The organism is Cupriavidus phytohabitans (assembly GCF_000426345.1).
Classification (GTDB): domain Bacteria; phylum Pseudomonadota; class Gammaproteobacteria; order Burkholderiales; family Burkholderiaceae; genus Cupriavidus.
In genome coordinates, this window is the sequence record NZ_AUFE01000006.1 from 108,539 (window position 1) to 122,416 (window position 13,878).

The window sequence follows — 13,878 nt, forward strand, 5'->3', positions numbered from 1 at the left end:
TGGTTCAGCGGTGGCTGATGCGCCGGACGAGCCAGTCGCCGAAGCTCTGCACCGCCTGCACGAAGATGATCAGGATCACCACCACCGCCACCATCACCTCGGTGATGTAGCGCTGGTAGCCATAGCGGATGCCCAGGTCGCCCAGGCCGCCACCGCCGATCGCGCCGGCCATGGCAGAGTAGCCGACCAGGCTGACGAAGGTGATGGTCAGCCCGGCGACGATGCCGGGCATGGCCTCGGGCAACAGCACCTTCCACACGATCTGGCCGGTCGTCGCGCCCATCGACTGGGCGGCCTCGACCAGGCCCTTGTCGACCTCGCGCAGCGCGCTTTCGACCAGGCGGGCAATAAAGGGAATCGCCGCGATGGTCAGCGGCACGATCGCCGCGGTGGTGCCGATCGACGAACCCACGATAAAGCGCGTGAACGGAATCACCACCACCAGCAGGATGATGAAGGGGATCGAACGCACCGCATTGACCACCACGCCGATGGTGCGGTTGAACAGCGGGTGCGACAGCACGCCGCCGCGATTGGTCAGGTGCAGCAGCACGCCCAGCGGCACGCCCAGCAGCGAGCCGACCACGCCCGAGATCGCCACCATCAGCAGCGTCTCGTTGAACGAGGTCAGGAACAGGTCAGACATCTCAGACCACATGCTCGAACTCCTCCACCACGACGCCTTGCGCCTGCAGGTATTCCATCGCTGCCTTCACGTCGGCCAGCTCCCCGGTGGCCATGATCGCCAGCGAGCCGAAGGCCTGGCCCTGGATCTCGTCGATATGGCCGTGCAGGATGTTGAAGTCCAGCCCGTAGCGGCGGATCGCCTGCGCCAGCACCGGCTGGTCGACGCCCTCGCCGGTGAACGCGAGCCGGTAGACATGATCGCGGCCGTTGCCAAGCCGGCTTTCGACGCGCTTGAGCACGCTTGCGGGCAGCTCCTGCGCAATGACATCGCCGATCATGGCGCGGGTGACGTCGTGCTGCGGACGCAGGAACACGTCGATCACGCGGCCCTGCTCGACCACCTGGCCGGCCTCGAGCACGGCGACGCGGTCGCACACCTGCTTGATGACCTCCATCTGGTGCGTGATCATCACGACGGTCAGGCCCAGGTCGCGGTTGATTTGCTTGAGCAGTTCCAGGATGGAGCGGGTGGTTTCCGGGTCCAGCGCCGAAGTGGCTTCATCCGACAGCAGCACCTTGGGCTTGCTCGCCAGCGCGCGCGCAATGCCCACGCGCTGCTTCTGCCCGCCGCTGATCTGCGCCGGGTAGCGGTCCTTCAGCGCGGACAGGCCGACCAGGTCCAGCAGCGGCAGCACCGTAGTGGCAATCTCCGCCTTGGGCTTGCCGGCCAGCTCGAGCGGAAGCGCCACGTTGTCATAGACGGTGCGCGACGACAGCAGGTTGAAATGCTGGAAGATCATGCCGATCTCGCGCCGCGCCAGGCGCAGTGCGCCGTTATCCAGCGCGGTCAGGTCCTGGCCGCCGACGATGACGCGGCCACTGGTGGGCCGGTTCAGCAGGTTGATGGCGCGAACCAGCGTGCTCTTGCCGGCGCCGCTGCGGCCGATGATGCCGAAGACTTCGCCCGCTGCAATCGACAGGCTGACGTCCCGCAATGCATGCACGTCGCCAGACGCGCCCGGGAAGCGCTGCGACAGTCCTTGCAGTTCGATCATGTAAAGGTGACCAAAAGAAAACGGCAACAGGCGAGGTTGTCTCGAGCGCTGTTGCCGCACTTATTTTTGTAAAGCGGGTATTTTATGCGATTCACTTCATACCATAAACGAATTTTTACCGATGTCTTTATGCGCACCCAGCATAAAGAACGCGGAAATGTCTATTATTCGCCACGCCACGAGGGCGCACGCTTGTCGAGGAAGGCCTGCACGCCTTCCAGCGCGGAGTCATCCATCATGTTGCAGGCCATGGTCTGGCCCGCCAGCTGGTAGGCGGCCTCGATACCCATTTCAAGCTGGCGGTAGAACAGCCCCTTGCCGGCAGCGACGGCCGCGGCCGGCTTGGCGCAGATGCTGGCGGCCAGCCGCGCCACCTCGTCGTCCAGTGCGGCGACCGGCACCACGCGGTTGACCAGCCCGCGCTCGCGCGCGGTGGCGGCATCGATCATGTCGCCGGTCAGCAGCATTTCCATTGCCTGCTTGCGGTGCAGGTTGCGCGACAGCGCCACGCCCGGTGTCGCGCAGAACAGGCCGAGGTTGACGCCGGACACCGCAAAGCGCGCATCATCGGCGGCTACCGCGAGGTCGCACATCGCCACCAGCTGGCAGCCGGCCGCGGTGGCGATGCCTTGTACCCGCGCGATCACGGGCTGCGGCATCTTCTGGATCGCCATCATCACGCGCGTGCAGCGGTCGAACAGGCGCCGGTAATAGTCGTGCGACGGCGTGGCGCGCATCTCGCGCAGGTCATGGCCGGCGCAGAAGGCCTTGCCGGCACCGGCCAGCACCACCACGCGCACGGCGTCGTCGGCGGCTAGGCGCCCGAAGGTCTCGGCCAGCGCGTCCAGCAGGCCCTCGGACAAGGCGTTGAAGGCCTGCGGTCGGTTCATGGTCACGCGCGCCACGCCCGCGGCATCGCGCGTTTCGGTCAGCAGCGGCGCGTCCAGGCGCGCATCGTTTTCTGCCATGGCGGATGCCTCCTATCGTTCCAGCAGGACTTTCAGGTGCGCCAGCACGCTGCGCCCGAGCGCGCTCAGGTTGTAGCCGCCTTCCAGGCAGCTGACGATGCGTCCCTGCGCGTGCGTGCGCGCCACGTCGACAAGCTGGCCGGTGATCCACGCATAGTCCTGTTCCACCAGGCCCATCTGCCCCAGGTCGTCCTCGCGGTGCGCGTCGAAGCCGGCCGAGATGAACAGCATCTGCGGGCGGAACTCATGCAGGCGCGGCAGCCAGATGGTCTCGACCACCTCGCGCACGACCATGCCGTTGGTGTAGGCCGGCAGCGGGATGTTTGCCATATTGGCCGCCAGGTGCTCGGTGCCGCTGTACGGGTAGAACGGGTGCTGGAAGAAACTGCACATCAGCACATGCTCGTCGCCGCGGAAGGCCGCCTCGGTGCCGTTGCCGTGGTGGACATCGAAATCGATGATGGCGACGCGTTCCAGCCCATGCGCCTGCAGCGCGTGGCGTGCGGCAATGGCCACGTTGTTGAAAAAGCAGAAGCCCATGGCGCGGTCCGGCTCGGCATGGTGGCCGGGCGGGCGCACGCAGCAGAAGGCGTTCTCGAACTCGCCCGCGATCACCGCATCGGTCGCCGCCACCGCGGCGCCGGCGGCCAGCGTGGCCGCGCTCAGGGTGTGGGCGTTCATCGACGTATCCGGGTCGATCGGATAGTAGCCGCTGGCCGGGCTGGCGCTTTCCAGCGAATCGACATAGTCGGCCCGGTGCACGCGCTCGATCTGCTCGCGTGTGGCCGGCGTGGGCTCGCGGCGTTCCAGCAGCCCGTCCAGGCCGTGCGAAATCAGGTGATCCTCGATCGCCTGCAGGCGTTCCGGACACTCGGGATGGAAATGCCCCATCTCGTGCCGCTGGAACTCGGGGTGCGTGTAATAGCCGGTCGGCATCTCTTGTCGTCGCTCGGTTGTCTCCATTCGCTACGTTAGCACAGCGCGGACCCAGCCACCCAATGCGCGTCCTCTCGGCAGGCGCGCGGTTGAGCCGATTCCCGCGGGCACGTGCCGGGTTCGCGCCGGGCCGCTGCAGTGGCATCCGCTATACTCGGAGCGACTTGCAAAGGACACCATGACCGACACCCAGCGCTCACTGCGACGCCCCCTGCTGGGCGCCGCGCTTTCCGCTGCCGCACTCGGACTCTGCGGCCTCTCCCCCAGCCTTCTCGCCGCAGGCAAGCGCCGCGTCAGCGTGCGTGAAGAAGAAATCGAACCCGGCCGCTACCGCGACAACCCGCAAACCCGCGCCTTTATCGATGAAATGGTGGCGCGCCATGGCTTCGACCGCGGCGCGCTGCAGGACTGGTTCGGCCAGGCGGTCTATTCCTCGACCGTGGTGCGCCTGATCATGCCGCCCGCCACCGTCGGGCGCAAAAGCTGGCGCGCCTACCGCTCGCGCTTTATCGAGCCGATCCGCATCAATGCCGGCGTGCGCTTCTGGCAGGATAACCGCGACACGCTGCGCCGCGCCGAGGCCGAATTCGGCGTGCCGGCCTCGGTGATCGTTGGCATCATTGGAGTGGAAACCATCTATGGCCGCGACATGGGCACGTTCCGCGTGCTCGATTCGCTGTCGACGCTGGCCTTCGACTACCCCGACACGCCGAACCGCGCCGCGCGCTCCACGCTGTTCCGCAACCAGTTGGCCGACTACCTGCTGTGGTGCCGCGATACGCGCACCGATGTGTACTCGGTGCTGGGCTCATACGCCGGCGCGATCGGCATCCCGCAGTTCATGCCGACCAGCCTGCGCGAATATGCGATCGACTACGATAACAACGGCCGTATCGACCTGCGCAACAGCCCGACTGATGCGATCGGCAGTGTGGCGCGCTTTCTGCAGCTGCACGGCTGGGAACCGGGCCGGCCGGTGGCATGGCGCATTGCCGGCGACAGCGGCAGCCTCGGCGTCGCCACCGCTGCGGCGGATGGCGAGCCGTGGCCGACACGCACGCTCAACCAGCTCACCCGCGCGGGCCTGCGCGTGGACGAGCCCATCGACACGGCACGCGAAGGCGAGACCGGCGTGCTGGTGGTCGACCTGCCCACGCCGGACCAGCCTACCGAGTACCTGCTGGGCCTGCGCAACTTCTATGTGCTGACGCGCTATAACCGCAGCTTCTTCTACGCGCTGGCGGTGTACCAGCTGGGCGAAGCGGTCAAGGCGGCGATGGGCTGAGCCAAACCTGACACCCGGACGCAAAAAAGCCTCGCTTGCGCGAGGCTTTTCTGTCTGGCATCGCCTCCCGAATCAGGCCGGGAACACTCCGGTCGACAGGTAGCGGTCGCCGCGATCGCACACCACGAAGACGATGGTGGCGTTCTCCACTTCCTCGGCAATCCGCAGCGCAACGCACAATGCGCCGGCCGCCGAGATGCCGCAGAAGATGCCCTCTTCAGCCGCCATGCGCCGCGCCATGTGCTCGGCATCGGCCTGGCTCACGGGCTCGGTGCGGTCGATATGCGCGGGGTCATAGATCTTGGGCAGGTAGGCTTCCGGCCACTTGCGGATGCCCGGGATGCGAGAGCCTTCGGCCGGCTGGGCGCCGATGACCTGGATCGCCGGGTTCTGCTCTTTCAAATAGCGCGACACGCCGGTGATGGTGCCGGTGGTGCCCATTGCCGAAACAAAATGGGTGACACGGCCTTCGGTATCGCGCCAGATCTCGGGGCCAGTGCCTTCATAGTGCGCTTGCGGGTTGTCCGGGTTGGCGAACTGGTCGAGGATGACGCCCTTGCCTTCGCGCTCCATCGCGTCCGCCAGGTCGCGGGCGTATTCCATGCCGCCCTTAACCGGGGTCAGGACGATTTCGGCACCGTAGGCCGCCATGCTCTGCCGGCGCTCCAGGCTCAGATCCTCCGGCATGATCAGCACCATCTTGTAGCCGCGGATGGCGGCCGCCATGGCCAGCGCGATGCCGGTATTGCCCGACGTCGCCTCGATCAGCGTGTCACCCGGCTTGATGCGGCCACGCGCCTCGGCACGGGCAATCATCGATACCGCCGGGCGGTCCTTGACCGAACCGGCGGGGTTGTTGCCTTCCAGCTTGCCGAGAATCACATTGCCGCGCGCGTCGTTGGCGGCACCGGGAATGCGCTGCAATCTGACCAGCGGCGTATTGCCGATGGTGTCTTCAATAGTCTTGTAAGCCATGGGGGAGGGGGTGGCGAGGGTAGGTCAGGTTCGCCGGCCATTGTAATCCAGTCCCCTTTCCCTCGCCGGAGGCGGGATTTGCACCAATGCGCCCGACCCCGCATCCCCACTTCCCGATTCCCCGATTCCCCGATTCCCCGATTCCCCGCGCGACTCAGTCGGCCTCGTGGTTGCCTTCGCCCAGCAGGTGGTACAGCAGGATGCAGCCAAAGGTGGCGGTGCCGATGCCACCCAGCGTCATGCCGCCCAGCTTCAGCGTCAGGTCGCCCGCGGCCACCGTCAGGGTGGCGCCGACCGTGATCAGGTTGCGCGAACTGGAGAAATCCACCTTATTCTGCACCCAGATCCGGCCCGCGGTCGCGGCAATCAGGCCGAACACCACGATGGTCAGGCCGCCGATCACCGGTCCCGGGATGGTCAGGATCAGCGCGCCGAACTTGGGCGAAAAGCCCAGCACGATGGCCACCGCCGCCGCCACCACGAAGATCAGCGTGGAGTAGATCTTGGTGACCGCCATCACACCCATGTTTTCGGCATAGGTGGTCACGCCGGTGCCGCCGCCACTGGCCGACAGCATGGTCGCGATGCCGTCGCCGATAAACGCGCGGCCGATATACGGATCGAGGTTACGGCCCGTCATCACGCCAATGGCCTTGATGTGGCCGAGGTTCTCTGCCACCAGCACGATCGCCACCGGGGCGATCAGCAGCATGGCGCTGACCTCGAACGCCGGTGCGGTGAACGCAGGCAGGCCGAACCAGCTGGCCGCGGCAACGCTGGAGAAGTCGATCGGCTTGCCCAGTCCCATCACGTTGGTGCCCACGTAGTAGGCAACGTACCCCACCAGTCCGCCGATCAGCACCGGCAGGCGTCCGAGCATGCCTGGCGCGCGCACTGCGACCAGGCCCACGGCCAGCACCGTCAGCAGGCCCACCCAGGTGTCAAGCGAAGAGCCGCTGACCGCCTTGACCGCGACCGGGGCCAGGTTCAGTCCGATGGCCGCGACGATCGCGCCGGTGACCACCGGCGGCATCAGCTTTTCCACCCAGGCGTAGCCCACGGCCTGCACCACCACGCCGATCAGCGTGTAGAGAGCGCCCGCTGCAATGATGCCGCCCAGTGCCACCGGGATATTGAGGTTGGGGCCGCTGCCGGCATAGCCTGTGGCAGCGATCACCACGGCGATGAAGGCAAAGCTCGAACCAAGGTAGCTGGGCACCCGGCCGCGCACGCACAGAAAGAAGATCAGCGTGCCGATACCGGAAAACAGGATGGCGATATTGGGATTGAAGCCCATCAGGATCGGCGCGATGGCGGTCGAGCCGAACATCGCCACCACGTGCTGGATGCCGGCCAGCAGCGTCTGCCCGGCCGGCAGCCGTTCGTCGGGCCCGATTACCCCTTCGGTCTTGAGCCGCCATTTCGGCAGGAAACCCGCGTCCTCGCCATTCGCCATGTGTTGTACTCCCTGTGTCCGGGGCGGGCCGCTGCGTCAGCGGCCGCCGCGATTGTGGTTGGTGATCGCCGCCAACCGGCTGCATATTGCCGGTCGGGGCGCGCGCGCGGCACATCCTGCCGGCGCGGCGTCCGCATGATACTCCGCAGCCAGATGGCTGCGAAGCTGCACAGGTGTAGCACGAGACGTACCAGCAAGGACGAGCCCGGGCGCATCCGGACCAGGCACAGGGCGACAGGCTCCGCCTGATGCTTCAGCGAGCTGCCTTGGCGGCTGCGGCTGGCGGTGAGGCTGCCGCCTTGCCGGGCTTGGCCGCGGTGGCCGCGGGGGCCGCGGGGGCCGCGGGGGCCGCAGTGGCCGGCGCAGCGGCGGCGGCGGCGCCGAACACCATCCCCCCTTCCTGCAACCTGGCCACGGACTTCGGGCCCACCCCGCTGACGCGCTCGGCAAGATCGGCGGCATCCTTGTACGGGCCGCGCTTGTTGCGCTCATCGACGATATTGCGTGCGGTGGCGGGGCCAACGCCCTTGACCGAAGTCAGCGCGGCCTCGTCGGCCGTATTGACGTCGATGGCGGCATGCGCCGCGCCGCCCGCGCACAGGCACATCGCAGCCAGCAGGAAAAAACGACGGACGAGTTGCCAGACCCAATGCTTGAACATGAAAGCTCCTTTGCTGTGGATGGTGTGAAGTACCACCCCGCCACTGCGGCGAGGCCAGCTCAGGATAGGTTCAGCGCGCCACGGCAGCGCGTACGGCAACACAAATTGACACCGGCCGCACGAAAACGTGTCGGCCGGTCATTGGAATCGCAGTATTACGGGTGCCAGCGTCAGCCGTTGCGCTCGATCAGCCAGCGGCAGTAGCGCGCCACGCCTTCCTCGACCGTCAGGAACCGCTCGTTGTAGCCGGCGCCGCGCAGCTTCGACACATCGGACTGCGTAAAGCACTGGTATTTGCCGCGCAGCGCGTCCGGGAACTTGACGTACTCGACCAGGCCTTCCTGCGCCAGCTCTTCCAGCGACAGCCGCGGCTTGCCTTCCGCCTCGCGCAGCGTGTTGACCACGGTAACGGCGATGTCGTTGAACGGCTGTGCCCGGCCGGTGCCCAGGTTGAAGATGCCGGACTTCTCCGGATGGTCCAGAAAGTACAGGTTGACCTTGACCACGTCCTCGACCGAGATGAAGTCGCGGCTTTGCATCCCGGGACCGTAGCCGCCGTACTCGCCGAACAGCTTCACGGTGCCGTCGGCGCGGAACTGGTTGAAATTGTGGAAGGCCACCGAGGCCATGCGGCCCTTGTGGTTCTCGCGCGGACCATACACGTTGAAATAGCGGAAGCCCACGACCTGCGACAGCGCCGACGGCAGCCTGCGCCGCACGATCTGGTCGAACAGGAACTTGGAGTAGCCGTACACGTTCAGCGGACGCTCGAACTCGCGGTCCTCGCGGAACACCTGCGAGGCGCCGTAGGTCGCGGCCGATGAGGCATAGAGGAATTGCGCGCCCTGCTCCAGGCAGCCTTCCATCAGCGACAGCGTGTAGCGGTAATTGTTCTCCATCATGTAGCGCCCGTCGCTCTCCATGGTGTCGGAGCAGGCGCCTTCGTGGAACACCGCGCGGACCTTGCCGAACTGCCCCTTGGCAAAGCGCTCGAGGAAGTCCTCCTTGTCCAGGTAGTCGGAGATCTCGCAGTCGACGAGGTTGTGGAACTTGTCGGCGCGGGTCAGGTTGTCGACGGCGATGACATTGGTCTCGCCCCGGTCGTTCAGGCCCTTGACAAGGTTGCTGCCGATAAAGCCGGCGGCGCCGGTCACGATGATGGTCATGGTCGCTTCAGTAATGGGCGCCGCGCGTCACGGGGCGGCGCCGAACAATTCGGGGTAGGTGACGACGGCGGTGCCGAGCTTGCCGACCACGATGCCGCCGGCGCGGTTGGCATGCTGGACGGCTTCCTTGAGCGGCACGCCGGCGCCGAGCATGGTGGCCAGCGTGGCGATCACGGTATCGCCGGCACCCGATACATCATAGACCTCGCGCGCCTGGGCCGACACGTGCAGCACTTCGGCTTCCGTGTAGAGCGTCATGCCCTCTTCCGAGCGCGTCAGCAGCAGCGCTTCGAGCTGCAGCTCGCGGCGCAGGTTCTGGGCGCGGATGGTGAGGTCGGCCTCGGTCTTCCAGGCGCCGACCACGGCACGCATCTCGGAGCGGTTGGGAGTGATCAGCGTGGCGCCGCGGTAACGCGAGTAGTCGTCGCCCTTGGGGTCGATCAGCACCTTGCGGCCGGCCGCGCGGCCGGCGTCGATCATGCGGGAGACGTGCGTCAGGCCGCCCTTGCCGTAGTCGGACAGCACCAGCACCTGGTAGTCGTTGATCAGGCCCTGGAACCGGTCCTGTACCGCGGCCAGCACTTCGTGCGCCGGGGCGTTCTCGAAGTCCACGCGCAGCAACTGCTGCTGGTGGGCGACCACGCGCAGCTTGATGGTGGTGTTCAGCTTGGGATCGCGGTGCAGGTAGGGCTCGACGCGGCTCTCGGCCAGCAGCGCCTCCAGCGTGCGCGCCGGCTCGTCGTCGCCGACCACGCCCAGCATGCCCACGCGCGCGCCCAGCGCGGCGGCGTTGCGCGCCACGTTGGCGGCGCCGCCCAGGCGCTCGTCGCTGCGCTTGACCTGCACCACCGGCACCGGGGCTTCCGGCGAAATGCGTTCGACGTCGCCGAACCAGTAGCGGTCCAGCATCATGTCGCCGACCACCAGGATATGAGACTGCCGGATCTGTTCCTGCGGGATGGTCTTGTTCATGAAGATCCTTGGCGATTGCGAGGCAGCCAGCGCCGCCTCGTCAGCATGTCAGTTGATCAGTCGTTGACCCGTGCACGCTCTATTTGTTCGCGGAGTCGTGCGCCGCCTGTTGTCCGGGCCGGGCCGGGCGGCCGATGGCGTGGTACTCGACGCCGCTCTCGGCCATGGCCTGGGGCTCATACAGGTTGCGCCCGTCGAAGATCACCGGCGTCTTCAGCCGCCGCTTGATCTGGCCGAAGTCAGGACTGCGGAATACCTTCCATTCGGTCACGATGACCAGCGCATCGGCGCCGTCCAGCGCATCCATCTGGTTGTCGTGGAAGCTGACGCGCGCCATGGCCTCAGGCAGGTCGGACAGGTCAGACTCCAGCGCGCGGCGTGCTTCCGCCATCGATACCGGATCGTGCACGCGCAGTGACGCGCCGCGTGACACCAGTTCCCGCGCCAGGATCCGCGACGGCGCCTCGCGCATATCGTCGGTATTGGGCTTGAATGCCAGCCCCCAGATAGCAAAGGAGCGGCCGGCAAGGTCATCGCCGAAGCGGCGCACGATCTTCTCGCCCAGCACGCGCTTCTGCGCGCCATTGACGGCCTCCACCGCCTCGAGCACGCGCATCGGCTTGCCATGGTCGGCCGCGGTGCGCATCAGCGCCTGCACGTCCTTGGGAAAGCACGAACCGCCGTATCCCGCGCCGGCATACAGGAAACTGTAGCCGATACGCGGATCGGAGCCGATACCCATGCGCACGAGTTCGATATCGGCGCCGACCTCGTCGGCCAGGTTGGCCAGTTCGTTCATGAATGAGATACGCGTGGCCAGCATCGAATTGGCCGCGTACTTGGTGAACTCGGCAGAGCGCACGTCCATGTAGAACGTACGCTCATGGTGCCGGTTGAACGGCGCGTACAGCGTGCGCATGGTGGCTTGCGCATGGCGGCCGGCAGCGTCCGGGTTGCAGCCCAGCACGATGCGGTCGGGGCGCATGAAGTCCTCGACGGCGGCGCCCTCCTTCAGGAACTCGGGGTTCGAAACCACCGAGAACTGCAGGTCTTCCAGCCCGCGCGCGGCCAGTTCCTCGCGGATCGCGGCAGTGACGCGGTCGCCCGTGCCCACCGGCACGGTGGATTTGTCGACCACGACCTTGAAGCCGGTCATGTGCCGGCCGATGTTGTGCGCCGCGGCCAGCACGTACTTCAGGTCGGCCGAGCCGTCTTCGTCCGGCGGCGTCCCGACCGCGATGAACTGCACGTCGGCATGCTCCACGCTGGCGGCGACGTCGGTCGAAAAGACCAGGCGGCCGGCGGCGCGGTTGCGCTGGATCAGTTCCTGCAGGCCCGGCTCGTAGATCGGCACGCCGCCCGCGTTGAGCAGCGCGATCTTCTTTTCGTCCAGGTCGAGGCAGAACACATCGTTGCCCAGCTCCGCCAGGCAAGCGCCGGTGACGAGGCCGACATAGCCGCTGCCGATAATGGTAACTTTCATGGCTTCAGATCAGATTCTGTAGTGCTGCGCGCCGGGCTCAGCCCAGCGTCTCGGAACGCCGCGGCGCGTAGGTTTCCCAGCGATTGCAGCCCGGGCATTGCCAGTAAAACAGGCGGGCGCGGAAACCGCATTCACGGCAGGTGTAGCGCGCCAGGTTGCGCGTGCGCGCCTGCAGCAGGTCGCGGATCGCGCCGGTTTCCTGATCGCGGTCGCCGGCGCCGTCCTCGGCGGGGACATCGGCACCGGCCGGCACTTCGGCCGAGGTCACGGCGGCCTGCGCCTCGAAGTACTTTGTCAGCGCCAGCAGCGTGGGCTGGCGCCGCAATTGCTCGCGCATCAGGCGCGCCGCGGCTTCGGGGCCGTTCGTTTCAAGCTCGGACTTGTATGCAGTGTCGAGCAGTTCCGGTGCGAGCTTGCCCTTGAGCAGGCCGTGCAGCCACTCCAGCGCCGTGCCTTCCTGCTGCAGGCTGGCATAGGCCTTGACCACGCGATCGGCGACCAGCGGCAGGTAGGAGGCGTCCTGTCGTTCGATGCCCAGCCAGTGGCCGAGCGCCGCGCGTGCATCGCCGGAGGCCGCCGCCACGTCACCCAGCAGGATAGGGGCACGCACATTGGCCGGATTTTCCGCGATGGCCTGGTTCAGCCATTTCACCGCATCCTCGGGACGCTTGCGCTGCAGCGCGTCCTGCGCCAGTTCGCAGCAGAACTGGGCGATCTGCAGGCTGTAGCTCTTCTGCTCCAGCGTCTGCAGCTCGCGCGCGGCGTCGATGGCCTTTTGCCACTCCTTCTCGACCTCGTACAGCTCAAGCAGCACGCGCTTGGCCGAGGCTGCATACGGGCCGGACATCAGCCGGCGCAGCGACTCCTCGGCGCGGTCCAGCAGGCCGGCGCGCAGGAAGTCCTGGCCAAGCTCGTAGAGCGCATGTTCGCGCTCCGGCTCGGGCAGGTCGGGACGGGTCGCCAGGTTCTGGTGCACGCGGATGGCGCGCTCGGTTTCGCCGCGGCGGCGGAACAGCGCGCCGAGGGCAAAGTGGAGTTCGGTGGTTTCGGGATCAAGGCGGGCCACCTCGATAAAGGCGTCGATGGCCTTGTCGGGTTGCTCGTTGAGCAGGAAATTGAGGCCCTTGAAATAAGAACGCGGCAGCGCGCCCTGCTCGCTGATGAGTTGCCGCACGTCGAAGCGCGCCGCCATCCAGCCAAGGCCAAAGACAAGTGGCAGCGCCAGCAACCACCAGGTTTCAAACATCATGGATCAGACTTTCGGGCCGACTACGTTGTAAGGGACCGGCTTGGCGTCGCGCGGCGTGGCCGTGCTTGCAGCCGCCGGTTGCGGCGATGCGGATGCGGCGGCCGCCTGCGCTTGCGTCAGCGCGCGGCGCAGCCTGGCGACCTCCATCCGCTGGCGCATCAGGCCAGGTGCCGCCGAGGCCAGCGCCGCGACCGCGCCAAGCACGAAGGCGGCGAACAGGATAAGGATTAGCGGGGCGTGCCAGACGGCGTTGAAAAACAGCTGCAGCGAAGCGTCAGCGGTATTGCGCAGCGCCAGCACGAACAGCAGCACGAATACGACGATACGGACGATCCAGGCGAACAGTTTCATGCAGGTAGGCAGCTTGGCAGCGTGACGTTTAGGCGGCGCCGGCGCATGTGCGCGGGCCGGCAATGACCCCGGCATTGTAACGGAATCACTTCGTCGATTCGGTAACGCGGCGGTTACGGGAGGCTAACGCGCGCAGCGCTGCGGGCGCTGACACGTATTGTGCGGCGATGCCTCGCCGGCCCCCAGCAACGCGGGCCAGCAAGCGCAGAACAAAAAAAGCGCCCCGAAGGGCGCTTTTCTTGACTTACCAGTCAACTGGGCAGGCAGGCGATGGTCAGGAGCGGACCAGGTTCAGTCCACCCTCGTGCAGCGCCGCCGGAGCGGCGCCAGGGCCTGCCTTGCCCGGCACGGCCTGGGCCGTGCCGACGGAATGGCCGTTGCCATTGACGCCCGCAGGCGCCGGCTGGCTGCGGTCAACCCGTTCGCGCAACTCCTTGCCCGCCTTGAAGTGCGGTACCCGTTTCTCAGGTACCAGCACCCGTTCGCCGGACTTGGGATTGCGCCCCACGCGAGGCGGACGCTTGTTCAGACCAAAACTGCCGAATCCGCGGATCTCGATGCGATGGCCATCGGCCAGCGCATCGGACATCGCGTCGAGTATCGTTTTGACCGAGATGTCCGCATCCCGCAGCAGCAGCTGGGGGAAGCGGGCAGCCAGTTTTTCGACGAGCTCCGACTTGGTCATGGGCATTCG

At 66.6% G+C, this 13,878-nt stretch carries 14 protein-coding genes; 1 reads left to right on the plus strand and 13 read right to left on the minus strand.

Annotated elements, in window-relative coordinates; translation table 11 throughout:
* Positions 1–4 precede the first annotated feature (4 nt).
* The 4 genes from K309_RS0106680 to K309_RS0106695 all read right to left on the minus strand — a co-directional run bounded on the left by K309_RS0106680 (position 5) and on the right by K309_RS0106695 (position 3,586).
* Positions 5–658 (minus strand): methionine ABC transporter permease, encoded by a 654-nt coding sequence (locus K309_RS0106680; RefSeq protein WP_029045696.1) that lies wholly within the window; start codon positions 656–658, stop codon positions 5–7.
* Positions 648–1,682, minus strand: a complete 1,035-nt coding sequence (locus tag K309_RS0106685) for a methionine ABC transporter ATP-binding protein (RefSeq protein ID WP_029045697.1) — start codon at positions 1,680–1,682, stop codon at positions 648–650. The genes K309_RS0106680 and K309_RS0106685 overlap by 11 nt, the downstream gene beginning before the upstream one ends.
* A 164-nt stretch (positions 1,683–1,846) precedes the next feature.
* Positions 1,847–2,650, minus strand: a complete 804-nt coding sequence (locus K309_RS0106690) for an enoyl-CoA hydratase (RefSeq protein ID WP_029045698.1) — start codon at positions 2,648–2,650, stop codon at positions 1,847–1,849.
* A 12-nt stretch (positions 2,651–2,662) separates the two neighbouring features.
* A complete protein-coding gene (locus tag K309_RS0106695; RefSeq protein WP_029045699.1) occupies positions 2,663–3,586 on the minus strand; it encodes a histone deacetylase family protein in 924 nt (307 codons plus the stop codon).
* Between the two features lie 178 nt (positions 3,587–3,764).
* On the opposite strand from K309_RS0106695, the gene mltB reads away from it, so the two are divergent.
* Positions 3,765–4,871: a lytic murein transglycosylase B gene (gene mltB / locus K309_RS0106700; RefSeq protein ID WP_029045700.1), complete on the plus strand. Its 1,107-nt coding sequence runs from the start codon at positions 3,765–3,767 to the stop codon at positions 4,869–4,871.
* Between the two features lie 72 nt (positions 4,872–4,943).
* On the opposite strand, the gene cysM is transcribed toward mltB, so the two are convergent.
* The 9 genes from cysM to K309_RS0106745 all read right to left on the minus strand — a co-directional run bounded on the left by cysM (position 4,944) and on the right by K309_RS0106745 (position 13,869).
* Entirely contained in the window at positions 4,944–5,846 is a 903-nt protein-coding gene (gene cysM / locus K309_RS0106705; protein ID WP_029045701.1) for a cysteine synthase CysM, read from the minus strand.
* Between the two features lie 154 nt (positions 5,847–6,000).
* Positions 6,001–7,302, minus strand: a complete 1,302-nt coding sequence (locus K309_RS0106710) for a solute carrier family 23 protein (protein ID WP_029045702.1) — start codon at positions 7,300–7,302, stop codon at positions 6,001–6,003.
* Positions 7,303–7,555: 253 nt separating this feature from the next.
* Entirely contained in the window at positions 7,556–7,963 is a 408-nt protein-coding gene (locus tag K309_RS0106715; protein ID WP_029045703.1) for a ComEA family DNA-binding protein, read from the minus strand.
* Between the two features lie 170 nt (positions 7,964–8,133).
* On the minus strand, positions 8,134–9,129 hold the full coding sequence (gene rfaD / locus K309_RS0106720; protein ID WP_029045704.1) for an ADP-glyceromanno-heptose 6-epimerase: 996 nt from the start codon (positions 9,127–9,129) through the stop codon (positions 8,134–8,136).
* A gap of 27 nt (positions 9,130–9,156) precedes the next feature.
* Positions 9,157–10,101, minus strand: coding sequence for a D-glycero-beta-D-manno-heptose-7-phosphate kinase (gene rfaE1, locus K309_RS36060; RefSeq protein ID WP_051320359.1), 945 nt, complete (start codon positions 10,099–10,101; stop codon positions 9,157–9,159).
* A 79-nt stretch (positions 10,102–10,180) separates the two neighbouring features.
* Positions 10,181–11,584, minus strand: coding sequence for a UDP-glucose dehydrogenase family protein (locus tag K309_RS0106730; protein ID WP_029045705.1), 1,404 nt, complete (start codon positions 11,582–11,584; stop codon positions 10,181–10,183).
* A gap of 37 nt (positions 11,585–11,621) precedes the next feature.
* Positions 11,622–12,833 (minus strand): lipopolysaccharide assembly protein LapB, encoded by a 1,212-nt coding sequence (lapB, locus tag K309_RS0106735; protein WP_029045706.1) that lies wholly within the window; start codon positions 12,831–12,833, stop codon positions 11,622–11,624.
* A 3-nt stretch (positions 12,834–12,836) separates the two neighbouring features.
* Positions 12,837–13,184, minus strand: a complete 348-nt coding sequence (locus K309_RS0106740; RefSeq protein WP_029045707.1) for a LapA family protein — start codon at positions 13,182–13,184, stop codon at positions 12,837–12,839.
* Positions 13,185–13,458: 274 nt separating this feature from the next.
* Positions 13,459–13,869 (minus strand): integration host factor subunit beta, encoded by a 411-nt coding sequence (locus K309_RS0106745; protein WP_029045708.1) that lies wholly within the window; start codon positions 13,867–13,869, stop codon positions 13,459–13,461.
* Positions 13,870–13,878 lie beyond the last annotated feature (9 nt).